Annotated in this window: 18 protein-coding genes and 1 tRNA gene; 11 read left to right on the top strand and 8 right to left on the bottom strand. The window is 56.3% G+C overall.

Annotated features, from left to right (window positions below):
- Window positions 1-350 precede the first annotated feature (350 nt).
- Complete coding sequence (locus tag AB4090_RS13785) at window positions 351-1,634, bottom strand: DUF445 domain-containing protein (protein WP_369574467.1); 1,284 nt, start codon at window positions 1,632-1,634, stop codon at window positions 351-353.
- A gap of 82 nt (window positions 1,635-1,716) precedes the next feature.
- Between AB4090_RS13785 and AB4090_RS13780 the strand changes: the two genes are divergently transcribed.
- The 11 genes from AB4090_RS13780 to lnt all read left to right on the top strand — a co-directional run bounded on the left by AB4090_RS13780 (window position 1,717) and on the right by lnt (window position 15,873).
- The gene (locus AB4090_RS13780; protein ID WP_369574466.1) at window positions 1,717-3,198 is read left to right on the top strand and encodes a YdiU family protein; all 1,482 of its coding nucleotides are present in this window, start codon (window positions 1,717-1,719) and stop codon (window positions 3,196-3,198) included.
- A gap of 556 nt (window positions 3,199-3,754) precedes the next feature.
- Complete coding sequence (gene bcsA / locus AB4090_RS13775; RefSeq protein WP_369574465.1) at window positions 3,755-6,097, top strand: UDP-forming cellulose synthase catalytic subunit; 2,343 nt, start codon at window positions 3,755-3,757, stop codon at window positions 6,095-6,097.
- Window positions 6,094-8,316 (top strand): cellulose biosynthesis cyclic di-GMP-binding regulatory protein BcsB, encoded by a 2,223-nt coding sequence (locus AB4090_RS13770; protein ID WP_369574464.1) that lies wholly within the window; start codon window positions 6,094-6,096, stop codon window positions 8,314-8,316. The genes bcsA and AB4090_RS13770 overlap by 4 nt, the downstream gene beginning before the upstream one ends.
- The gene (gene bcsS / locus AB4090_RS13765) at window positions 8,313-9,041 is read left to right on the top strand and encodes a cellulose biosynthesis protein BcsS (protein WP_369574463.1); all 729 of its coding nucleotides are present in this window, start codon (window positions 8,313-8,315) and stop codon (window positions 9,039-9,041) included. Before AB4090_RS13770 ends, bcsS begins: the two co-directional genes overlap by 4 nt.
- A 42-nt stretch (window positions 9,042-9,083) precedes the next feature.
- On the top strand, window positions 9,084-10,337 hold the full coding sequence (gene bcsZ, locus AB4090_RS13760) for a cellulose synthase complex periplasmic endoglucanase BcsZ (RefSeq protein ID WP_369574462.1): 1,254 nt from the start codon (window positions 9,084-9,086) through the stop codon (window positions 10,335-10,337).
- Window positions 10,294-10,608, top strand: a complete 315-nt coding sequence (locus tag AB4090_RS13755) for a hypothetical protein (RefSeq protein ID WP_369574461.1) — start codon at window positions 10,294-10,296, stop codon at window positions 10,606-10,608. Before bcsZ ends, AB4090_RS13755 begins: the two co-directional genes overlap by 44 nt.
- A gap of 66 nt (window positions 10,609-10,674) precedes the next feature.
- A complete protein-coding gene (gene miaB, locus AB4090_RS13750) occupies window positions 10,675-12,015 on the top strand; it encodes a tRNA (N6-isopentenyl adenosine(37)-C2)-methylthiotransferase MiaB (RefSeq protein ID WP_369574468.1) in 1,341 nt (446 codons plus the stop codon).
- 10 nt (window positions 12,016-12,025) lie between these two features.
- Complete coding sequence (locus AB4090_RS13745) at window positions 12,026-13,003, top strand: PhoH family protein (protein ID WP_369574460.1); 978 nt, start codon at window positions 12,026-12,028, stop codon at window positions 13,001-13,003.
- A complete protein-coding gene (ybeY, locus tag AB4090_RS13740; RefSeq protein WP_369574459.1) occupies window positions 13,000-13,500 on the top strand; it encodes an rRNA maturation RNase YbeY in 501 nt (166 codons plus the stop codon). The genes AB4090_RS13745 and ybeY overlap by 4 nt, the downstream gene beginning before the upstream one ends.
- Window positions 13,493-14,371, top strand: a complete 879-nt coding sequence (locus AB4090_RS13735) for an HlyC/CorC family transporter (protein ID WP_369574458.1) — start codon at window positions 13,493-13,495, stop codon at window positions 14,369-14,371. The genes ybeY and AB4090_RS13735 overlap by 8 nt, the downstream gene beginning before the upstream one ends.
- Before the next feature lie 5 nt (window positions 14,372-14,376).
- Window positions 14,377-15,873 (top strand): apolipoprotein N-acyltransferase, encoded by a 1,497-nt coding sequence (lnt, locus tag AB4090_RS13730; protein ID WP_369574457.1) that lies wholly within the window; start codon window positions 14,377-14,379, stop codon window positions 15,871-15,873.
- Window positions 15,874-15,877: 4 nt separating this feature from the next.
- Here lnt and AB4090_RS13725 read toward each other — a convergent pair whose 3' ends face one another.
- From AB4090_RS13725 to AB4090_RS13695, 7 genes are all read right to left on the bottom strand, one after another.
- Entirely contained in the window at window positions 15,878-16,840 is a 963-nt protein-coding gene (locus AB4090_RS13725; protein WP_369574456.1) for an EamA family transporter, read from the bottom strand.
- Between the two features lie 115 nt (window positions 16,841-16,955).
- On the bottom strand, window positions 16,956-18,773 hold the full coding sequence (gene sppA, locus AB4090_RS13720; protein WP_369574455.1) for a signal peptide peptidase SppA: 1,818 nt from the start codon (window positions 18,771-18,773) through the stop codon (window positions 16,956-16,958).
- 151 nt (window positions 18,774-18,924) lie between these two features.
- Window positions 18,925-19,001 (bottom strand) — tRNA-Pro (locus AB4090_RS13715).
- 34 nt (window positions 19,002-19,035) lie between these two features.
- Window positions 19,036-19,389 (bottom strand): YtxH domain-containing protein, encoded by a 354-nt coding sequence (locus tag AB4090_RS13710; RefSeq protein WP_369574454.1) that lies wholly within the window; start codon window positions 19,387-19,389, stop codon window positions 19,036-19,038.
- 12 nt (window positions 19,390-19,401) lie between these two features.
- A complete protein-coding gene (locus AB4090_RS13705) occupies window positions 19,402-21,033 on the bottom strand; it encodes an alpha-D-glucose phosphate-specific phosphoglucomutase (RefSeq protein ID WP_369574453.1) in 1,632 nt (543 codons plus the stop codon).
- Between the two features lie 10 nt (window positions 21,034-21,043).
- Window positions 21,044-21,334, bottom strand: coding sequence for a hypothetical protein (locus AB4090_RS13700; RefSeq protein ID WP_369574452.1), 291 nt, complete (start codon window positions 21,332-21,334; stop codon window positions 21,044-21,046).
- Window positions 21,331-22,194 carry a diiron oxygenase gene (locus tag AB4090_RS13695; protein ID WP_369574451.1) on the bottom strand — a complete coding sequence of 288 codons (864 nt, stop codon included), beginning with the start codon at window positions 22,192-22,194 and terminating at the stop codon, window positions 21,331-21,333. Before AB4090_RS13695 ends, AB4090_RS13700 begins: the two co-directional genes overlap by 4 nt.
- Between the last annotated feature and the right edge of the window lie 365 nt (window positions 22,195-22,559).

Here is a 22,559-nt window from a genome sequence, read left to right as displayed (position 1 = left end):
AGAAAAACTGCACAAAAGCCGTCTAGAAGTGCCTTCAGGCCGCGTTTTTCGAGAAAATCAGGTGCCTCGCAGATTTTATTGCAGGGTTTTTCCGCAGCCTGCTAATGGCCTTCTGGGCATCGTTGGCATTGGCGGCAAATGCGACACTGCTGCAGAGTAGGGCGGCACAAGCGATGGTGCTGACGAGCAACGGCTTCATGATGTACTCCTCATTTGGATTGATGACATTTGGAGTGAAAACCCTTGCAAAAAACGTTCCGAATTTTGGCATCCCAATAGTCAGGTTTTGCCAAGCGTGCCTGCCCCGATCGGACCGATTACGCGCCTTTGGGACGGCCCGAAAGAGCCATTCATAGCGATCCCAGCGCCACAAACAGGCTATGGATGAGCAGTCCCAGTAGCAAGCCTACCACCGTGCCATTGATGCGAATATATTGTAGATCACTGCCTATGCCCTCTTCCAAGACGCGGATCATGTCGGCCATGGGCCAGGCGCGGATAGTATCCTCGATGTGTTTGGTAAAACTGTCTTGCAGGGTGGGCAAGAGGCGGCGTGCGCTATCTTCCACATAGCCGTCGATCGCCTGCCGCAGCTCCGGCTGGGTGTCGAGCAGTCCGCCAAACCAGCCTGCCCCGCGACGCAAGAGATGTCGACTGCGGGATTGTGGCGCCTCCAGATCTTGTAGAAGCCAGCGCTGCAAATCCCCCACCACGCGCGCCACGTAGTCACGTGCCGCTGGATGTGCCAGCAGGTCCTCTTGCCAACGGCGGATGCGCGCCTGCAAGGTCTGGTCCTGTTGCAAACGCAGCAGGCTCTCGCGCAGCCACTGATCGAAGGCTTGGCGCTTGGGATGTTCCGGGTCATTGTGAATGTCACTCAGGGTCTCCTGCGCGGCCCGCACTAGGTTGCGCGCCAGATTGCGGCTGAGATTGCTGGGGTCGACGACCGCTCCGATCCAGGAGAACAGGGTGGGATAGGCGCGCTGCAGGAGTCTTTCAATTTGCAGGGCCAACTCCTCTTGTACGCTGTCCTGGCTGAGCCAGTTGTCGAGGCGGGCAATGGCATCGCTGAGCAAGGCCTGATGGCGTCCATCTTCGGTGAGAAGCTGAAGGATTTGCGCAGTCCAGCGGGACAAATCCCATTGCCGCAGTTGCGCCGCCAGACTCTTCGCCAGGCTTTGCCGCAGGGGTTCCAGTTGGGCCAGTTGTAACGCCCGGTACAATAGCTGTTGCACCTGTTCGGCGAGCAGGACACGGTTTTTGGGTCGGCGCAGCCAGGTCGCCAAACCGCTTGCCAGGGAGTAGCGCTGCACCAAGCGCAGGATGGCATCTTCCTGCAGGAAATGCTCGCGGATGAATTGCGCCAGACGCTGCGCGAGCTGATCGCGGCGGCGCGGCAAGATGGCGGTATGCGGGAAGGGGATGCCGAGGGGATGGCGAAACAGCGCCACCACGGCAAACCAATCCGCCAGGGCGCCCACCATAGCCGCCTCGCTGGCCGCCAGTAGCCAAGCATATCCGCCCCGCCCCTGTTCCAGAGAGGACCAGATGAACAGCGCAAAGGCCAAGAGGAGTAGGGCAAGGGCCCAGCGCCGGTTGCGGAGCAAACGGCTGGTCGAAGTTCCATTCTGCATAGGCCAAGCATAGCATTGGCACGCCTTGCCTGGGCACTGGGCTTTCTGTCATTGTGCGTGGATGACTAGGCGGGAGAACGGAATGGAAGTGGAACTACAATTGGAGAGCCATTTTGCCAAGCAGTTAGAGGGTCTCTACACGGAATGGCAGGCTGCCGTTGTCCCCAATCCCAAACTTTTGCTGCTGAATGAAGGGCTAGCCACGCAATTGGGCCTGTCGGTAATGGCCTTGCGCGCGGAGGGCGCGGCGCTATTATCTGGACAACGACTTGCCTCGGGGAGTCGTCCTGTCGCCCAAGCCTACGCCGGGCACCAGTTTGGCGTATTCAATCCACAACTGGGCGATGGCCGTGCCTTGTTGCTCGGTGAAATTCGCGATCCCCAGGGCAAGCTTTGGGACCTGCACCTGAAAGGCTCCGGGCGCACACCCTTTTCCCGCGGGGGCGATGGCAAGGCCGCCCTCGGGCCGATGCTGCGTGAATACCTTATTGGCGAGGCCATGCACGCCCTGGGCATTCCCAGCACCCGCGCCCTCGCCGTCGTCGCTACCGGTGAGGCGGTGCAGCGCGAACAGCCCCTACCGGGGGCGATCCTGGCGCGGGTAGCCTCCAGCCATCTGCGGGTGGGCACCTTTCAGTTTGTTGCCGTGCGCGAGCAGGACGAGCTGCTACGCCGTCTCGCCAATTACGCCATTGCCCGTCACTATCCAGATTTGCAGGTGCTTGCGGGTGGCGAGCGCTATCTGGCTTTTGTCGAAGCCGTCATGCAGCGGCAGGCCAAACTCATCGCGCAATGGATGGGGGTGGGCTTCATTCACGGTGTCATGAATACCGACAACATGAGCATTGCCGGCGAAAGCATCGATTACGGCCCCTGTGCCTTCATGGATGCCTACGATCCCGCCACGGTCTTCAGCTCCATCGATCAGAATGGCCGTTATGCGTATGGCGAGCAGCCGCGCATCGGGCAGTGGAATCTGGTGCGCTTGGCGGAAAGCCTGGTGCCCTTGGTGGATGCCGATGTTGATCAGGCCATCGCTCGCCTGACGGAAACCCTGCAACGCTTTCCCCGCCTGTATCAGCAGGCCTGGCGCGAGATCTTTGCGCGCAAACTGGGCATTACCAAGGTCAACGCAGAAGATGACGCGCTGATGGAGGATTTTTTGCTGCTGCTAGATGACGAGCACGCAGATTTCACCCTCGCTTTCCGTAGCCTGGCGGCAGAACTGCAGGACATGGCAACCGAGCAACGGGAGCGCTTGGGCATCCCTGCCGTACCGGAGAGTTGGGCGGCCTGGAGCGAACGCTGGCTTGCGCGCCTGGGGAACGTCCGACCATTCGCCGCTGTTGGCGTCGCCATGGATGCCGTCAACCCCATGTACATCCCACGCAATCACCAAGTGGAAATTGCCCTCGCCGCAGCCACCGAGGCCAACGACTCGCGCCCGCTGGAAAAACTCCTCGCGGTCCTCGCCGCTCCCTACAGCGCCCGCCCTGAATACCTCCCGTACAGCGAACCCATGCCCGGTAGTTTTGGGCCGTTCCGCACCTTCTGTGGTACTTGAAGCGGCAGACCACCCCGCTGATATTGAATGAAGATAGATTTGGATTGCATCGAGATAGTGCATATATATTTAATGTGCACTAGGATCGTGCGTTTCTATATAAACTAACTTATTGTATTGATTAATAAAAATATCTACCCCGTCAATATTGTAACTAATAGCTAACATTTTTCGGGATTGAATCTCCTGAAATGTACGAAAAGCTTATGGCACAGTATTTGCTTATAATCTCACGAAGATCTTTCAATCTGAAACGAGATCGCTATGCGATCATGCGAGCAGCTTTTGTTTGGCACGTGGAAGAGATTGTTGTGCCATAAAAGTGTAATAAAAGTTTCATAATAGTGCAACATGACCATGCTACGTTAACTCATAATGCTTTAATGCGGGAGAGCTTTTTATGCGTATTCAGGGGAATGTACTCTGGCGAAGTTTGGGACAGTTAGATAGTTATCGATCTCGGGTTCCCAAGCCGAGCTCTTTTTTGGGCTTGAAAAATATGCGAAGTTTTCTCTCTTCGGTCTCTACCGGAGCTCACCGGTTGGCACCAACAGTCATGAACTTCAGCGTCATATCCATCGTTTTCTTTCTGGTTGGCTTCCTAGGAGAAATCCAAATCCCTCTTTTAGAGCAACTAGTTCTGTCGTCTTTTGTCATCTCAGTCATGCTAGCGTTATACAATTGGGATCTATTTCGCAACAGCCGCCGGAGCAAGCTTTTGGCGCGCTACACCATTATTTTTTCGAGTGCTTATTTTGGTTGGCGCTACCTGTATTGGCGCGCGACTGAAACGATGCCTACGGGCTATGGCTGGGAGAGTGAGCTAGCCGGTTGGTTGCTGCTGATGGCGGAAGGTTATGGCTTTGTAATGCTGATGTTCAATCATTTGGTGAATATACATCCCATCGATCATCGGATACCAGAGTTGCCAACTGCGGAAGACGATTTTCCTTTTATTGATGTATTCATTCCAACTTATAATGAGGAGTTGGATGTCATTATCCCGACATTGGCGGCTGCAGTTCATCTGGATTATCCCCGCGCGCGGTTCCAAGTTTGGCTGCTGGATGATGGTGGTACTGATAAAAAATGCCAGCAAAAAGATGAGGAAAAATCCCGCATGGCAAGGGAACGCCGTGTTTCTTTGAAAAGTCTGGCGACAAGCTATGGTGCGAGATACCTCACGCGGAAGGCTAACGAACATGCCAAAGCTGGCAATATCAATAATGCATTGACCCATTCCACAGGCGATCTTGTGGCTATCCTCGATTGTGACCATATTCCAACACGAGATTTTTTGCGCAGCACGGCTCCTTTTTTCCTGCAAGATGAAAAATTGTTTTTGGTTCAGACTCCACATAACTTTGTTACTCAGGATCCTGTCGAGAAAAACCTCGCGTTGCCGCGTGGGCCGGGTGAAAACGAGCTATTCTATGAAGTCATGCAACCGGGCTTGGATTTTTGGGGTACTTCCTACTTTTGTGGATCGGCGGCGGTATTGCGTGAACCGGTACTCAAGTCCTTGGGGGGTATCGCGGGTCAGACAATCACCGAGGACGCGGAAACGACTATTGATGCGATGCGCCTGGGTTTTCGTACCTTGTATCTCAACAAACCTATGGTCAGTGGCCTGCAGCCGGAAACCGTAACCGGTATGGTCATACAACGGGTGCGTTGGGGAACGGGGATGCTGCAGATTTTTCTTTTAAAAAATCCATGGTTGCAGAAAGGTTTGAGTTTTGTCCAGAAACTACTTTATACCAACCTTATCGTGTATTGGTTGTTTGCATACTCGCGGTTGGTTTTGCTCATGGCCCCGCCAGCGTATCTGATTTTTGGGATCACGATTTGTCACACTACGCCCACTCAATTATTGGTATTTCTTGTTCCCTACTTGTTAAGTTCTTTGTTAGTTGCACAGCATTATTATCGACGCGTCCGCTGGCCCTTTGTGTCTCAAGTGTATGAAACATTGCAGAGTGTGTTCATTGCTATGGCCATGACGAAAGTCTTTTGGCGGCCAAAGTCACCAAGCTTCAAAGTTACGCCCAAGGGGGAATTCCTCGATCGCCATTTTGTTTCTGTACTTTCCTGGCCGTTTTATCTTCTGTTGGCGGTAAACCTGCTTGCCATCATCCGCGGCATCAACTTGATGCAACAAACGGGCGCTCAGACCGATGCGGTCGCCTTCGTACTTTTCTGGGCGGTGTTGGATACCCTATTTCTTCTCGCGGTGCTGGGGGTTACCCATGAAAAGCCGCAACGCCGTGCCTCCGCACGCGTACCGTTACACAAAGAGGTCAACGTCCAGTTGGAGGACGGTGTGCGAGTATCTGGGTATACCGAGGACATATCATGGAGGGGGTCCGCAATTGCCATTTCTCCTGGCCACGCTGCGATCCATATGGGAACAGCGGTCCACTTGGATTTTGGTCAAGGCAAAACACTCTCAGGTAAGATCAATGGGTTACGTGATGCTGCAGCCGGCAAGAGGGTAGTGCTCTCCATTCGCTTTGACAATGCGGAAGTGGGCGATGTGATCGCTGCGGTTGCCGTGGCTTACGGTGCTAGTGCCGACTTGGCCGGCCTGGCCCAGGCACGTCGGCGTTCGCGAAGCATCCTTGGGGCGCTTGGCCTGTTCATGCGTCTGGCATTGGTCTTTGGCACGCGCCATGTCTGGCATCTGGCACAGGAAATACTCTTTCACCGAGCGCCAAGGTTCCGGAATGCCTTGCTTTTTGCTATGCGTAATCACAGACGCTCGATCCATCACCGCAAAACGCTGGTGCGCGCTCGTCCGGAAGTCTTTCCTGTTGATGGTCGACTAGGGGATGCTGGGGAACTAAAACCCGGTTGGGACCCTTCTCCAATCCTCCAACCCGAGGGGGTGACCGCATGAAAATGCGATTTGGCGTTATTTTCCTGTTGGTTTTTTGGTCAGCCTGGGCGCAGGCGACGGACTCTACCGCAGCCGCCACCAGCTCCAAACATGCCAGCGCTGCGGCGTCGCCGGCAGCGGTCACTGGCACGGTTTCTACCCTGGCATTCGCCACCACGATTGGTAACAAGGAACCCATACGTCTTCAGGGGCACGGTGCGAACGTACGCGTCCCATTCTCGCTTCCCTATGGCGAGGACGTCAGCAGCATTCAGGTGAGCATACAGGGAAATGTGTCCCGACAAATGGCGGGCTCCGTATCACTCGAAGCGATATCGCACGGTAGGATTATCGAACAAATGCCCCTGAAACCGGGTGGCGATTTAGGCACCCAATTTTCCATTCCAACGCGCTATCTGGATGCGGGATTCCATACCTTGACCCTGCAATTGGTGGGAGTGGCCGGGGATTCCAAAGGAAACTGGATACAAATCGATCCGCGTGGTTCCAATTTTCAGTATATGGCCTCGCCCAAGGCGTTTCAGCCGCGCCTGGATCACCTCGATTGGCTATTTGATCGAGCCTCTTTGAACTATGCCCCGGAACTGGCGGTTTATGCCAGCCCGGGCAGCGCGAGTCTGGAGCCTTTGGCTTACGTCGCACAAGGGGTGAGTCTGCGCTATCAGTTTTTACCCACGCGCATAGACATGCACTCGGTAGAGCCATATGTCGGTACGGCGCCGAAAACCTTGGACCAGCTTTTCAGTGAATTGCCGAAAGGTAGTCGTACTGCAGTAATCGTTGGTTCAGCAGACAAAATTTCTCCGATACTGCACCAGCTGGCCATTGGGAAAATCGACGCGGCATCCATTCTTGTGCGCCAGTTTCCTGACCATGTTCACCATTACCTCCTGATTGTTACCGGAGAAAATGAGATGCAGGTACTGCGTGCCGCACGTACTTTTGCAAATACCGGATTGCAGTACCCACCAGTTTCAGAGTTGGCTATAAATGGCGACGATGGTGCAGTTGAAGCAGGTGCCAGTGCGCTTCCCCTAACTACACTACCATTTTCACAATCCACATTTCCACTTGTTGCGACTGGCTTCTCGACTACCACGGTCAACGGTTTTAGTGGTCCAGTGAATGTCCGGATCTGGGACGGCGGTTGGCAGCGAGATGGTGAATTACGCTTGAATTTAGTCTATTCCGCAGGAATGTCGGGAACGTCTGACGTAAATGTCCTTTTTAATGGTGCGCTGGAAGGGTCTATTCCGCTGAATTCTGCGTCCGGTGGTAAATATGTCAAGTACGCCGTAAGTATCCCCAGTACAGAAGCAAAACCCGGATGGAATACCCTTACGCTGGTCCCCAATCTGATTCCTGCATCCAATCATGATTTTCTTTTTAATGCGGAGCGTGCCAATTTGCAGCTCAGCGTTTTTGCAGACTCCACCTTTACCTGGCAAGGCGGAGATGCACTTCGCCATTTGGATCTTACGTCCTTGAGCTCTGCTGGAATACTGGGCTTAAAAAAGGGGGAGCGTGTCAATCTGTTTACCTCACGTCATGTCGACGAGATGACGATGTCGGCTATGTTGACCTTAGTGGGTAAGATCGCGCAACGCTATGGAACATTTTTCCCCATTGCGACAAGTGGAAGCGATAATTTTGACTCGGGCCCAATTTTAGCGGTGGCTCCCCTCACAGAGTTACCAGATTCCTTCCGTGAGGCTTTGGGTGTAGAGGCTACGGGCGCCCCGCACACTACTTGGCAGTTCAAACGGTCTTTGCGAAACATCGTTAGCAATGATCCAGAAAATCAAAATGGCTACCTATTTTCTCTCGGCAAGCAAAGTTTGGCTTTTACCTCCAGTTACGATGGCCATCCACTCCTTGTGTTCTCGGCAGTGGATGCACCTACTCTGCGTGCTGGCCTAGATTCGTTGATTGATTTTGGTCTTTGGCCACAATTGCGAGGCTTTACCGACTGGTGGCAAGCTGATGGCAAAACGGTGCATGCCATTGAGATGCAGGATGAGCCTTTTCACGCGTTTGGTGTTAGTGGTGGTATCGGCGTGTGGATCAGTCAGCATCTTTGGCCCGCGATCATAATTTTTGTACTGTTGGCTGTTTTCGTATCTTTTCTGATCTACATGATGGTGCGTCGGCGCTATCATAGCCTACCTCCAGAGAGTCAGTTGCGCCCGATAGAAGCGGATAAGGAGAGAGCAAAATGAAAGCCTCTGGAAACATTCCCCGCTATTCAATAAAACTAGGTCTCTCCATGGCGTTACTTTGTAGTGTGCTGTGGCAACCGGTCTCGGCAAATAGTTTGGCGCTCGCTGGTGTGCAGCAATCGGCGCAAAGCTCCTATGATTACCTAGGCTGGATCCAGCCAATAGCCGGTGGAAGCCTTGGTCAGGGGTTGTATACACAGGTTTTCCTGAGTTATCTCACATATCGCTACCAAGGTAGCCAGGACGGTATTTCGGCGTTGGTACGCGCGCGTGTTCCGGGAGTCTCTGCGGGGCTCGGTTACGCATTCACGCTGGGAAGTCTGCAGCTTAACGTGTCTGGTAGCCTTGGCTATCAATACTTTTCCTTGCAACCTGTGGTTCCAGCGAATGGACCATATAAAAGTAGTCTCACTTTTGTGCCCCAGGTGCAGATCCACCTGCCATTAGGTGATGGTTTTTATGCGTCTGGAATTGGCAGCTATGCGTTTGGCCAAGACTCCTATTGGTCGCGAGCGCGTCTCGGAATCCCTCTGATGTCGGTGCTGCATTTTGGCCCGGAGATCATCCCTTCGGGCGGGAAAAATTATCAAATTCGTCAATACGGTGCTTTCGTTACTGTTGCACTGCCGGAAGCTTGGGGAGTGACTGCAGAGGGAGGATTGCAGCAGCAAAAGGGCCTGCCCGATGTTGGTTACGCCGCCCTATCGGTTAGCAAGACATTTTAGAATGGTAGAAATTGGCAGCAGCTGCAATCTTGGGCGTGGCTCATGGGTTTTTCCTCCAAATCGCTGATCATTTCTCTACTTTCGGGGGCGATTATGATGGTGACCGCGTTAGCGTCGGCAAACGTCTTTCCGCCGGATTCCGTGAGAGATTGGCGCGCATATTGGCATTCCTATACCTCTGCGTTTGTCGACCCGCAAGGGCGAGTCATCGATGCACATCAGGGTGGGATCAGCACCTCTGAAGGGCAAGCCTACGCGCTATTCTTTTCTCTGGTTGCCAACCAGCCGCAGCTTTTCGCGCGGATCCTTGCCTGGACTAATGACAATTTGGCGGGCGGCCGTTTGGGCCAAAAGCTTCCTGGATGGCTCTGGGGGAAAAACCCGCTCGGTCGCTGGACCTTGCTCAGTCCGCACTCCGCCTCAGATGCTGATCTCTGGTTGGCTTATACCTTGATTGAAGCCGGATCGCTTTGGCATCGCTCAGACTATACGTCCCTCGGCCTGCAGCTGGCGGATACCATAGCCAGGGAAGAGGTTGTACCTATCTCGTTTTCCACGCGAATCAATGAGCAGAGTATGGATCTTAGCTCTACCCCGATGTTGCTGCCCGGCTACTTCGGTTTTGTTGACGGTCCACAACGCTATGTCTTCAACCCCAGTTACCTGCCATTGCCGTTGCTTCTTGGGCTGGCGCAAGCGGATCCTCGAGGCCCCTGGCAGGAAATGGCATCGCAACTTCCCAATTTTTTGCGATTGGTTAGTCCGCATGGATTTGCTCCAGATTGGGTTGGCATTGGTGCAGATGGAGATCTGTTTACACCGCCCCAAGGAAGTGACGGAAGTTATAACGCGATACGGGTGTACCTTTGGGCGGGGATGGGGAGCGACGAGGAGCCCTTGGGTCGGGAGGTGCTCCATGCGGTATACGGAATGCGTTCCTATTTACAACATGCCGTGCTTCCGCCTACGGTTGTGGACAGCAAAACCGGGACGGCGCACGGGCAGGGGCCAGCTGGTTTTTCTGCGGCTCTCTTGCCATATCTTGCTGCAAATCATGACGAAAAGGCACTGGTTCAGCAGTTACACCGCGTGCGTGCCGATTATGACGCGCAGCAGGGTTTGCTTGGCCAACCCGCGTATTATTATGATCAGAACCTTGCGCTCTTCGCTTTCGGCTACCGCACCGGTAGTTTTCATTTTTCTTCGCATGGCGCCTTGCAGACTTGGTGGTCGGCCCAAGCTGTTGGCACTCATGAGCGAACGCGATGGGGCGGTGCAACGCATGGCGGCCAATGACATTCATGTATTGAAAAGGCAGGGTAAAGGTCTCACTACGTTTGGTTTGATCCCCGTACGAATGCATTCGGGTAAATTGTTGTGGTGTCACATTGATCTTTTGGCCTCGTCGATTTCCTGTAAACAACATTACAGTGAGGAAGATGCTGTAGCTATACTGGGGTCGCGCTGTCCAGGCGAGGAGGGAGTCAAGGAGTTACGAGATCTTGTGCAGATGCGGGCGATGGCGCGGCAGGCAGAGTGTCGGGTTGTCCTTTGGGATGAGTTATGAGCTGGCTTGCCAGCCCCCCTTGCCCCTCGTATCATGGCGTTTTGAAAGGAAGTCTTGGAAGCGAACTTGCAGCATCTCTACATCAAAACCTTTGGCTGCCAAATGAATGAGTACGACTCGGAGCGCATGGCCGAGCTATTGGCGCGCAGCCACGGCCTGGACCTCGTTGATACTCCCGAAGCAGCCGATTTGCTCATCCTCAATACCTGTTCCATCCGTGAAAAGGCGGAGGACAAGGTCTATACGCAACTCGGATTTTGGCGTCCACTCAAAGAACGCGAGCCGCAACCCCTTATTGCTGTGGGAGGTTGTGTTGCCAGCCAGGAGGGAGAGCGCCTGCGCCGCCGTGCGCCGTACGTCGATATCGTTTTTGGCCCGCAGACCTTGCATCGTTTGCCGGATCTGCTGGATGCCCGCTTGGCGGAGCGGCAGCCACAGCTCGATCTGAGTTTTCCCGAATTGGAAAAATTTGACCGCTTGCCGGAGCGCCCGGGCCGGCAGGGGGCGACTGCCTTCGTTACGGTGCAAGAGGGCTGCGATAAGTTTTGCACCTTCTGTGTGGTGCCCCATACCCGCGGGCGCGAATACAGTCGGCCGTTACCGGAGATTGTGCGGGAGGTGCGCCAGCTTCTTGACCAGGGAGTGGCAGAAATCACTCTGCTCGGGCAAAACGTCAATGCCTATCGTGCGCCCTCCGGCTTGATTGGCGATGCAGATTTTGCCGAGCTCTTGCGCCGTTTGGTCACTCTGCCGGGGCTGCAGCGTCTACGCTATACCACCTCGCACCCCAACAATCTGGACGAGCGCCTGATTGCTGCGCACCGCGATCTGCCGGTGCTGGCGCCGCATCTGCACCTGCCGGTGCAGAGCGGTTCTGACCGCATTTTGCGGCGCATGCATCGTAAGCACAGCATAGCCGAATATCTCGAGAAGATAGCGGCTCTGCGCGAGGCGCGCCCGGAAATCCACTTTTCCTCAGATTTCATCGTTGGCTTTCCTGGTGAGACCGATGCCGATTTTCAGGCGACCATGGACCTCATCGAAAAGGTGCGTTTCGATCAGTCTTTCTCCTTCAAATACAGCCAGCGCCCCAACACTCCGGCCCTGAAGTTGAAAGACAGTGTGCCCGAGCCGGCCAAAGACGAGCGTCTATCCATCCTGCAGGGTCGCGTTAACCAACTGGCCCAGGACTACAGCCGTGCCCTGGTGGGTAGCGTGCAGGAGATCTTGGTCACTGGCCCGTCGCGACGCAATGCCGAGGAGTGGACCGGTAAAACGGGTTGTAACCGCTCGGTAAACTTCGCCGGACCGACGGCGCTGGCCGGAAAAATGCTACTGGTGGAAATTACCGAGGCCCTGCCTAATAGTCTGCGCGGGCGTTTGCTCCCCATGCGCGCGGTTTCCTGAGACGCGTTTGATGGAGCCTCCCGTCGCGCCGGCCGAACACGGGGAGTTTGTTGCCGAAGGCGCCAGCGCTGCGCAGTTGGCGGAACTTGCTGGCGAACTGGATGCCCACCTCAAACAGATTGAACGGCGTTTGGGCGTAGTGATTTCCCAACGTGGCGAGCGCTATCACGTGAGCGGTGAGGCGGCGGCCGTGCTGGCGGCGAGCGGTGTGTTGCGGCAACTGTATGGGCAGGTGCGGCAGGGACGGCCCCTGAGCCGCCAGTGGGTGCATCACTGTATCCAAGCCACCCACCTGGAAGCGGAAAACGACAACGACAGTGCGCAAGTGGCGGGGATCCTCACGCGCAAGGGTTGGATTAACGGTCGTGGACCGCGGCAACGCCGTTATCTGCAATCCATTCGCGAACATGACTTGAGTTTTGGTATCGGCCCGGCAGGCACCGGCAAGACGTATCTCGCGGTAGCCGCAGCCGTCGAGCAGCTCGACAAACAGCAGGTGCAGCGCCTGGTTTTGGTGCGCCCTGCGGTGGAGGCCGGTGAGCGCCTGGGATTTTTGCCCGGCAGCCTGTCGGACAAGGTCGATCCCTACCTGCGCCCCCTCTACGATGCCCTTTATGAGATGCTCGGCTTTGAAAAGGTAGCCAAGCTGATGGAACGGCAGATCATCGAAGTCGCGCCCTTGGCCTATATGCGTGGGCGCACCCTCAACGAGTCCTTCATCATCCTCGACGAGGCACAAAATACCACGCCGGAGCAAATGAAGATGTTCCTTACGCGTATGGGTTTTGGCGCCAAGGTGGTGATCACCGGTGACGTTACCCAGGTGGACCTGCCACGTGGCCAGCCCTCTGGTTTGGTGCAGGCCATCGACATCCTCAATGGCGTCGAGGGGGTATCGATGAGCTTTTTTCAGAGTGCTGACGTGGTCCGTCATCCCCTGGTGGCGCGTATCGTGCAGGCCTATGACCGTGGGAACTCCGCCGAATGACTGCCCCACGCTTTATTTTGCAGATGCAGGTCAGTCCGGACTTGAGTGTAGCGGAACTGGCCGAGATTCCTTCCCGGCGCCTGATGCGTGCGGCCTTGGCCCTAGCCCTAACAGGTTGCACAGACGAAGGGCAGAGCTTGGCAGTCTCTCTGCAGTTTCTGGGGGGCGCCGAGATTGCCGAGATCAATGGCCAATTTCGCCAACGTCCACAGCCAACTAACTGCTTGTCTTTTCCCGCGCCAACGCAAGCCTGGCCGGGACGCCGCCGCCCCCTTGGTGACATCCTGCTCTGCCCGGCGGTAGTTGCGCGCGAGGCCGATGAGCAGGGCAAACCCTTGCGCGATCATTATCGTCACCTGCTTATCCATAGCGCCCTGCACCTTCTCGGTCATGATCACCAGGAAGAAGAGGAAGCGGGTATCATGGAAGCACTAGAGACCCGTTTACTGGCCCAATTGGGTGTGGCCGACCCGTATCGAATACAGAGCAATGAGTGAAGACCGAAGTAGTGAGCGCTCCCGCGGCTGGTGGGAGCGATTCACGCAGTCCTTGCGGGGCAACGTCGAAGATCAGGAAAGCCTGCTCGAACTCATCCGCGAGGCCAGCGAGCGGGAGATCATCGATGCCGAGTCGGCACGGATGATTGATGGCATTTTCCGCATTGGCGATATGACGGTCCGTGATGTGATGATCCCGCGGGCGCAGATGGAAGTGGTCGAAATCGACAGCCCACTGGGCGAGATCATCAGTCGTGTAGTCGAGTTGGGTCACTCCCGCTATCCCGTGGTGGGCGACGATCGTGACGATGTGCGCGGTATTCTGCTGGCCAAGGATCTGCTGCGCGCCTGTCAACAAGATGCTGCTCCCAGGATGGAAGAACTGCTACGTCCGGCCACCTATATTCCCGACAGCAAACATCTCGATCATCTGCTCTACGAATTTCGCACCGGTCGGCATCACATGGCCCTGGTGGTGGACGAATATGGCGGTGTTGCGGGTTTGATCACCATTGAGGACGTGTTGGAGATCATCGTTGGCGAGATCGAGGACGAATATGATATTGACGAAGATGTCATGATCGTTCCGCGCGAAGATGGTGATTATTTGGTCAATGCTCTGATTCCGCTGGAAGATTTTAATTCCGCCTTTGCGGTGCAATTGGATGATGACGATGCCGACACCCTGGGCGGCTGGGTCAGTCGTGAGCTGGGGCACGTCCCGCGTGTGGGCGAGAAGCTCAGCGTGCAGGGTTTGCATCTCGAGGTTCTGCGTGCGGATCGCCGGCGTGTACTCAGCTTTCGCTTGGCCGCGCCCAGCTCCGCCTCGGGGGTAACAGCGGTGGAACGCGACAGCCGTTCGGAACTCTAAGCGGCATGTCTTTCGCCCCTACCCGTGCCTGGCCTGCCCTTGTGGCTCTTATTTTGGGAGCGGCTTGGCCGCTGGCCTTTGCCCCCTTTCACCAGGCCTGGCTTGCTTTTGTTCTCTTAGGTCTGTTTTTTTTCCTGGTGCAGCGCAGCAGTTCGCCACGCCGCGCCGCCGGCCTGGGTTTTCTCTTTGGTTTTGGCGCCTTCAACTCCGGGGTGTACTGGCTTTCCATCACCCTACACGGCTTTGCACACATGTCCTGGCCCCTGGCCGCGGCAGCGGTGGCATTGCTCGCCGCCTACTGCGCGATTTATCCCGCCTTGGCCATGGGGTTTGCCCGGCGCTTCTCGCCAGTAGCGCGCTGGTGGTTGCTGCCCCTGTTTTGGGTCTTTGCCGAGTACCTTCGTGCGCGCGTCGCGACGGGCTTCCCGTGGCTGGCGGTTGGCTATACCCAGACGGGTGATTTTCTCTCTGGCTACGCGCCCTGGCTCGGTCAATACGGTGTGGGCTTGGCGACGGCCGGCGTGGCAAGTATTGGCGCCTGGGTCCTGAGCCAGCGACGGCAAGCGGCAGTCTGGTCTATGGGTGCCTCGGCCATCTTGCTAATTTTCGCGATCGCACTTTTCGCGGCCACGGTCCGCTTTACCCATCCGCTAGGTGAGCCGCTGCAGGTCCGTCTCCTGCAAGGCAATATCCCCATCACGGAAAAATGGAACGCCAGTCGTATCGATAACATCCTTGAGCGTTATGTACGCCTGATCGTTGCTAGCCCCAAGGATACACAACTGATTGTCTTGCCCGAGACCGCCTTCCCCGTCTTTCAAACCGAGATTCCGCTGCTGATCCAGCAACTGCAGACCTGGTCGGCCAAGCATCACAGTGTCCTGATGATTGGTATTGTCGAAGAGGCCAAAGGGCGCTACTACAATGCCACCATGGAAATTGATGGGAACCATCGCATCCGCTGGTATCGCAAAGAGCATCTGGTCCCCTTTGGCGAATACATTCCCTTCCCCCACATTCTCGGCCCCTTGGTGCACCATTTTCTGCCCGGACTGGGCAGCTTTACCCCAGGCGATGGGTCGTCGGTATTGCCGGTGGACGGACAACAGGCCGGAATGACGATTTGTTACGAAGAGTCCTTCTCCCGCGATGTGCGCAAGGGTGTGCGGCAGGGGGCGACCTTTCTGGTCAACAGCAGTGACTACGCCTGGTATGGCCATAGCACGGCCTCGGCGCAGACCCTACAGATGGCGGTGATGCAGGCCTTGCAAGAGCAGAAGCCCGATATTCGCGCCACCAACACCGGAATTACTTCCGTTATCCTGCCGACAGGGCAGGTGCTGGCGCAACTGCCGCAATTTAGTTATGCCGCCCTCAATGCCAGTATCCAGCCGATGGCTGGCGAGACCCCCTATGCCCGCTATGGCAACTGGCCCTATCTGGGTATCAGCCTCCTCCTGCTGCTTTGGGCCTTGCGTCCACGCAAGGCGGTACAACCCTAAACCTTTATCCGTGCCAGTGGATGTCTGGCGCGACAATGCAGAGCGCACCCAGAACGATCAGTAGGGTGGCGACGATCTCTGCCTTACCCAGGCGTTCCTTCAGAATCTTGTGACCAAAGAAAAAGACCAGCAGCGTGTCCACTTGCCCCAGACCGCGTACCAAGGCCACCTGCGTCAGGGCGAAGCCGCTGAACCAGGCCCAAGAGCCCAACGCTGAGAGCACGCCAACGGGCCAGGCGACACGCCACTGCTGTAAGCTCGCGCGCAGGTCATCGGGCTTGCGGAGTAAGAGCCAGGAACCTTGCAACAGGGTCTGCAGGGTATTGGTCACGATCAGCATCCAGAGTCCGAGGGCCAGGAGAGGGAGTTGCGGGTCGCCATGTCGGCTGGCAGCGCGCAGGGCAATCGCGGCCAGGGCAAAGGAGAGCGCTGCCGCCAGTCCGTAGCGGGCGGCTGGTTCACGCAATCCCCGCCAAAAGTCGCGTCGTAGTAGTGCAAATCCCTGGCCCGACAGGAGCAGGACGCCTACAAAAGCCAGCGCGATGCCGAGCACCGCCAACGCCTGGATCTCGGCACCGAGAAAAAGCACAGTAAGGATGACCAGTTGCGCTGCTTCCGTCTTGGCATAGGCGGTACCGGCCACCAGTCCGCGGCTATGGAAAGAGCGTACGAGAAACAGGGTGCCGAGAATCTGGGCGACACCTCCTGCCAGGCAGAAGAACAAAAACGGGAGCCCAGTACCCGCAAAGGGCTCGTCGCCAAAACGCAGCAGCAGGACGAGCAAAGCGAGAAACTCCAGAGGCAAGGCATAGAGATAACGAACGAAGCTCGCCGCATCGACACTCAGTGTCCCTTTCAACCGCGTTTGCAGGCCAGTGCGCCAAGTCTGCATGAGCGCGGCAAAAAGAGTCACGGGAACCCAGAGCGGGACTTCTAACTGGGCAAAGCGCAGGGGAGGAATCATCATCAGGGAAGAGTAGCGGCTTTTCCGGTGTCAGTAAACCGGATCAGGTGCTCCGGCGCCGCATCCGAGGCAAGGATGCGGACAATTATCGTTTTGCTGGTTAGACCCTGGCCGTCTGTCAGGACAATTTGGGATTGATAGGAAGATAGGCAAAAATCCCGTACGGCTGCGAATACCGTAGCAGAAGTTGGGCTTGCTCCAATGTCTCTCCTTGCATCCCGAGGGGTAATGATGGCCCGAGGCTTGCCAACGCCCAGGAGCGTAGCTGCGCAATAGAGGATGCCCCTTGCGGACGTGGCAGATAGTCGAGGTGGTAATGCCCCTTTCGCAGCTTTGCGAGTTTTGCCACTTCTTGTTCTGCTTCGGCCATCCCCCCCAAGCCATCCACCAAACCCAGACGTTTGGCATCCACGCCACTCCAGGCCCGCCCCTGAGCGTCCTTCTCGGCCTGAGCGAAGGGCATATGACGAGACTTCGCGACCAGTCCGACAAAATGGGCATAGATGTGATTGACCACCGCCTGCAAGGCCTGTTGCTCCGGTTTCCTAAGAGGGGCGTATGGTGACAATGAAGGGCTATGGGGCACGCTGCTGACTCCGGAATAGCCAATGCCCAGTTTCTGTAAAAGCCCGGAAAAGTCGGGGAAGAGGACAAAAACACCCACATCCGCTGCAATGGTCGTCGGCTCGGCATAAATGCGGTCCGCAGCCGTAGACAGCCAGTAGGCACCGGAAGCCCCTAAAGTGCCCATGCTGACTACCACCGGCTTACCGGCCTGGCGCAGGCGCAAAATGGCGCGACGGATGGCATTGGCCGCATTCACATCGCCACCCGGGCTATTGACCTGCAGGATGACGGCTTTAACCTCTTTATCGTGGCGCAGATGATCAAGCTGGCGCACTGTCGGCTCGGCCGCGACCCCCCCTGCTTGTTCCAGGTTGCCGGGCACGAGCATGCCATCGATGGGCACCACAGCAATTTCCGGCCCTGGCTCGGGCCGATCAGATGCAAAACTCGCGTAGTAGCGCTGCCAACCAATGCGCTTGAGCTTTTTCGACTTCTCACCCATCACTTTCGCAACGGCATCGCGAAAATCCTCCGCGTCGCCAATTTTGGTAATGAGTTTTTCCTGTAGCGCCAGTTGCGCGGCATTGCCCTGGGATTTTTGCAATAGTTGGGGAAGATGCACGGCGTAGTTCTGGAGAGCGTTAGCCGCCAAGCCGCGCCCCTGGTCTACCACAGTTTCATACGATTGCCACCAGGTCGCGAGCCACGCACGATTCTCCTCCTGCGCTGCCGGTGACATATCCGTGCGTGTCAACGGTTCCACTGCCGACTTGTATTTACCCTGGCGGAAGGCTGAGACGGTGACGCCAAGTTTGTTAAGTAACCCCTTGAAATAGAGGGAGTCGGTCGAGAAGGGGGTAATCAGGGCCATTCCCAACTCGGGCAGGAATACCTCATTAGCCTGTGCTGCGAGCAGATAATTGCCCGTTGAATACTCTGGTGCATAGGCGTAGACGAGTTTCCCCTGCGCGCGGAAACGCTGCAGGGCGTCGGCAACGCTCAACAACTGCGTAAGACTGCCGCCATCAAATTGGCTCAGGTTTAAGGCGATCACCCGAATGTTTGGGTCTTTCGCTGCATGGTCGATGCTCGCGATCAGATGCCGAAGCAGAATGTGTTCTTGGGTAGGGTGAATTTGCGCCAGGACGCGATTTTCCCAAGAGTTACTCTCGCTGTAGACCAAGCTCCCCTGCGGTTCTACCCAGAGGACCGTGTTGTTGTGAACCTGAATTTTGTGCTGCGATAAGTGCGCAACCAGCGCGGCAATGACAAATACCAGTATCGCCAGCGTCAGGAGATTGAGGACTGTGAGTCGCAGCCAGTGCAGTACCTTACCAAGCCAGATGAACGGCAACAGAAGGCGGCGCATGCGTCAAGTTCCTACTCAAGTATGTTGAATTTCAGCCTAGCAGACGCTCTATCCCGGTGCAATTGAGCCCGCTTAATTTTGAAGAGTAACCGGTAAACCGCCTGGCAAAAGAAAAGGCACCTAGCGAATTACGCCAAGTGCCGGTTTTATTTGGTCGGGGAGACAGGATTCGAACCTGCGACATCCTGCTCCCAAAGCAGGCGCGCTACCAGACTGCGCCACTCCCCGAAGCTGCTAGAATAGCCGCGGCGACCATCTTCGGTCAATCAAGACGGGAGAGCTTGCGCCGCAGGCGATCGAGCTCATGACGTGCGAGCGCGATGCCATCGTTGAGGCGCTGGCGCTCCTTCTCCGTGATGTCCCTGCCTTTTTCGACCAGTTCCTCGCTGTAAATGGCGATGGTGTCGAGCAATTCCTCCACTCGCTCATTGATGCGCTCGCGTGACGCGGCAACGCGATCCCAGGCGCGATTGGCCTGTTGCCGTAGTTGCTCGCGGGTACGTTCGCCACTTTGCGGGGCGAAGAGCAGGGCGGCAGCAGCGCCGGCCAAGGCGCCGGCAGCGAGGGCGGCGCCCAAGGCACCATAACTCAAACCGTTGTCTGTATCGTAATCCATGAGATACCTCCGTTATGTGATGACGGTGGGGGCCTTACGGCCAGAAAGGGTTTCCAGGCGAGTCAGTTCCTTGCCCAGTTGTACGAGTGGCGCAAGATAACGCTGCGGGTCGCGCTGTAATTGCGCGGGGTCACGCTCGTAGGCCTCATGATAGACGCGTAGCGTAGCACCGGCGGTACCTGTTCCGGAGAGGCGAAAGATCAGTCGTGCGCCATCGGTAAACAAGACTCGCAGGCCTTGGTGTTCGCTAACACTGCCATCAATAGGATCAGTATAGGAAAAATCATCTGCCGTTTGCACCTCACGCCCAGCCAGCAGCTGCCCCGGCAAGACGGGCATCTGCGCGCGCAGGCCACGCAACATCTCTTCTGCAATCTCACTCGGCAGCTCTTCGTAGTCATGCCGAGTGTAATAGTGACGGCCAAAGCGCTGCCAGTGGGCATCGAGGATTTCGCGCACGGATTGCCCACTATGGGCGAGCACGGAAAGCCAGGCAAGTACGGCCCACAGCCCATCCTTTTCCCGCACATGGTCCGAGCCGGTACCAAAGCTTTCCTCGCCGCAGAAGGTGATGCGTCCCGCGTCGAGGAGATTACCGAAAAACTTCCAGCCGGTGGGGGTTTCGAAATGTTCGATGCCGAGTGTCTGCGCCACGACGTCCGCAGCCTGGCTGGTAGGCATGGAACGCGCCACACCGTGCAAACCGGAAGCGTAGGCCGGGATACAGCGAGCCTGCGCAGTAAGTACCGCCAGCGAGTCGCTGGGCGTGACGAAGGCGCCGTGACCGAGAATCATATTACGATCGCCATCGCCATCGGATGCCGCCCCAAAATCCGGGGCCTGCTCGGAAAACATCAGATCTGCCAGCGGTTTTGCATAGACTAGGTTCGGGTCTGGATGACCGCCACCGAAATCTGGCAGAGGAACGGCGTTTTGCACCGTACCTGCGGGCGCCCCTAGGCGCCGCTCGAAGACTTCCTTGGCGTACGGGCCGGTGATGGCATGCAAGGCGTCGAAACGCATACGGAATGGGCCTTGTAGTAAGCGCGCCAACGCGGAAAAGTCAAAAAGTTTCTCCATCATGTCGGCATAGTCGCGTACCGGATCGATGATGCGGATACGAGTCGTGCCAATCTGCAGATCGTGTTCGTGATCAAGATCAATATCCGCAACACGCGCAATCCGGTAAGCGCTGATGGTCTTGCTGCCTGCCCAGATCTTCTCGGTGAGAGATTCGCTTGCTGGGCCACCATTCTCGCCATTGAATTTGATGCCAAAATCATGCTCTGGTCCGGCAGGATTATGGGACGCACTGAGGATGAGCCCGCCGCGCGCGTGATAATGGCGGATGACGTGCGAGACCGCGGGCGTGGAGAAAAGGCCCTGACGACCGATGAGCAGCTCGCCCCAATCATTGGCGACCGCCATTTTGATGATGATTTGGATGGCCTCGCGGTTGTAATAGCGCCCGTCGCCGCCGAGGACCAGGGTTTTGCCGCTACGATCAGGGATCGCGTCAAAAACTGCCTGCACGAAATTTTCTAGGTAATGCGCCTGTTGAAAGACCGTAACTTTTTTGCGCAGGCCAGAGGTGCCCGGCCTTTGGTCCGCGAAGGGTTGCGTGCTGACAGTGGCAATGTCCATGACCAAGACCTCAGTGATCCAAGGGAATATCCATCACGGTGGAGCTACGCGCTGCATCAGTGCGCACCCATAAAGTATAGCCGCCGATCTGCCAAGTGCTGACGACGATGCCGCCATCGGTAATGGCCGTCAGACTCGCGCGGCGCAGGTCTTCGTCCATGCTTTCTTCCCAATCACCGGTCACATGGCGGCGCAGTAGTTCCTGTGGGTCGATTTCTCCCGCCTCGAAAATGCTCTGTGCATCGGGAGAAAGTAGAATGGTGCCGAGGGGGAAGAGCATTTGGGGGCGATGGTCGCTCATATGAAAAATCCTTGACTGCGGAGAAATTCGCGGCTGGGTTCCGCGCAGCTATTCATCAATTGAATGCGCTGAGGGTTTTGGCGGGCCAGACGCGCCAGGCGCTGCACGGATTCGAGCCCGGCTGCCGCATACACGGCCGGGACCGGAAAGAATGTCGTATACAGGAATTGGCGCATGACCTCGCGCAGAAGAGGGCTGAGAAGACGTCGTTGCATGCCATTCAGGCGGCGGCTACGACGTTGCACGGTGATGCGCGCAAAGGCCATGTGTCGCGCCTCTTCCCGACGATGTAACTGGGTGATGCCAAGGACCGCGGCAGGTAAACTTTTTTCTACCAAAATGGAGCGATTCATTTGGTCAGGGACATTTTCCCCAATCAAGATTGTCGCCCAAAATGCCGCCGAACCCTCGGGCGCGAGGCGAGCAAACCAAGTTGCCAGACGCGGCCGTTGCTTCGGTGGGGTCATGAAGGGCAACTGTGCCCGGTGCTGCAGCTCCAGAAACATGAGGCTGTGTCCGACTTCTTCACGTAGTTCATGGAGTTGGTAATGATAACTATGCGTATCGCCATACAGATGCTGCAACGAGTGACTGCCCAGACGCTGAATGAACAACGCTTCGAGCCAAAGACCCAGCTCACAAAAGGAGACAAACTCAACCTGGGACAGACGAATGCGTTCTTCTGCGCTGAGTGCCTCATACTCGGGCAGCCCATACAAAGAAACTAAAGAGTCTGGTAACCAAGCGCGCTCTGGGTCAAGGGTGTCCCACGGGATTTCCTCCAAAGGATCCCGGTAGCTGGCACTGTGTCGACTGAGGCGCTGAATGAGGACGTCGTGATGACGCTTAACGACCGCCATGAAATCTCTGCCCATGAATGATTCGTGTTGGGCATTTTGCCATGCCTCGCGGAGCACTCCAAGCCTAACGAGATCTAACGAGATCTAACGAGGCAAGGATGTTGCGATTTACAAGAGCTTCAAAAACGGATGGCGGAGGACATAGATCTTGAATCCGTGCCACAGCCAAGTGATTGGATTGACAAAATTGCCATATTCGAGAAGGTGAAAGACTTCAATGGCCCCAAAGAACAATATTACGAAGCACCATTCCCGTACGCAAGCACCCAATTTCCGCGATTACCTTTGCGTTGCGGCGCATTGTGGGCACGGGCAGGGCGATTCTGGCTGCATAGCGTGACTGCCGGAAGGTTCCCACGGCGATC

The organism is Acidithiobacillus sp. IBUN Pt1247-S3, from assembly GCF_041146875.1.
Classification (GTDB): domain Bacteria; phylum Pseudomonadota; class Gammaproteobacteria; order Acidithiobacillales; family Acidithiobacillaceae; genus Igneacidithiobacillus.
Note: the sequence above shows the minus strand (reverse complement) of the source record. Positions and strands in the feature narration are given on the sequence as shown.

Coding starts and splice junctions, on each gene's coding strand:
- AB4090_RS13705 (WP_369574453.1), bottom strand. CDS start 21,033: ATGGACATTGCCACTGTCAGCACGCAACCCTTCGCGGACCAAAGGCCG.
- AB4090_RS13735 (WP_369574458.1), top strand. CDS start 13,493: ATGAGTGAAGACCGAAGTAGTGAGCGCTCCCGCGGCTGGTGGGAGCGA.
- AB4090_RS13710 (WP_369574454.1), bottom strand. CDS start 19,389: ATGGATTACGATACAGACAACGGTTTGAGTTATGGTGCCTTGGGCGCC.
- AB4090_RS13780 (WP_369574466.1), top strand. CDS start 1,717: ATGGAAGTGGAACTACAATTGGAGAGCCATTTTGCCAAGCAGTTAGAG.
- AB4090_RS13785 (WP_369574467.1), bottom strand. CDS start 1,634: ATGCAGAATGGAACTTCGACCAGCCGTTTGCTCCGCAACCGGCGCTGG.
- AB4090_RS13695 (WP_369574451.1), bottom strand. CDS start 22,194: ATGGCGGTCGTTAAGCGTCATCACGACGTCCTCATTCAGCGCCTCAGT.
- bcsZ (WP_369574462.1), top strand. CDS start 9,084: ATGGGTTTTTCCTCCAAATCGCTGATCATTTCTCTACTTTCGGGGGCG.
- lnt (WP_369574457.1), top strand. CDS start 14,377: ATGTCTTTCGCCCCTACCCGTGCCTGGCCTGCCCTTGTGGCTCTTATT.
- ybeY (WP_369574459.1), top strand. CDS start 13,000: ATGACTGCCCCACGCTTTATTTTGCAGATGCAGGTCAGTCCGGACTTG.
- AB4090_RS13770 (WP_369574464.1), top strand. CDS start 6,094: ATGAAAATGCGATTTGGCGTTATTTTCCTGTTGGTTTTTTGGTCAGCC.
- sppA (WP_369574455.1), bottom strand. CDS start 18,773: ATGCGCCGCCTTCTGTTGCCGTTCATCTGGCTTGGTAAGGTACTGCAC.
- AB4090_RS13725 (WP_369574456.1), bottom strand. CDS start 16,840: ATGATGATTCCTCCCCTGCGCTTTGCCCAGTTAGAAGTCCCGCTCTGG.
- bcsS (WP_369574463.1), top strand. CDS start 8,313: ATGAAAGCCTCTGGAAACATTCCCCGCTATTCAATAAAACTAGGTCTC.
- AB4090_RS13700 (WP_369574452.1), bottom strand. CDS start 21,334: ATGAGCGACCATCGCCCCCAAATGCTCTTCCCCCTCGGCACCATTCTA.
- bcsA (WP_369574465.1), top strand. CDS start 3,755: ATGAACTTCAGCGTCATATCCATCGTTTTCTTTCTGGTTGGCTTCCTA.
- AB4090_RS13745 (WP_369574460.1), top strand. CDS start 12,026: ATGGAGCCTCCCGTCGCGCCGGCCGAACACGGGGAGTTTGTTGCCGAA.
- AB4090_RS13755 (WP_369574461.1), top strand. CDS start 10,294: ATGAGCGAACGCGATGGGGCGGTGCAACGCATGGCGGCCAATGACATT.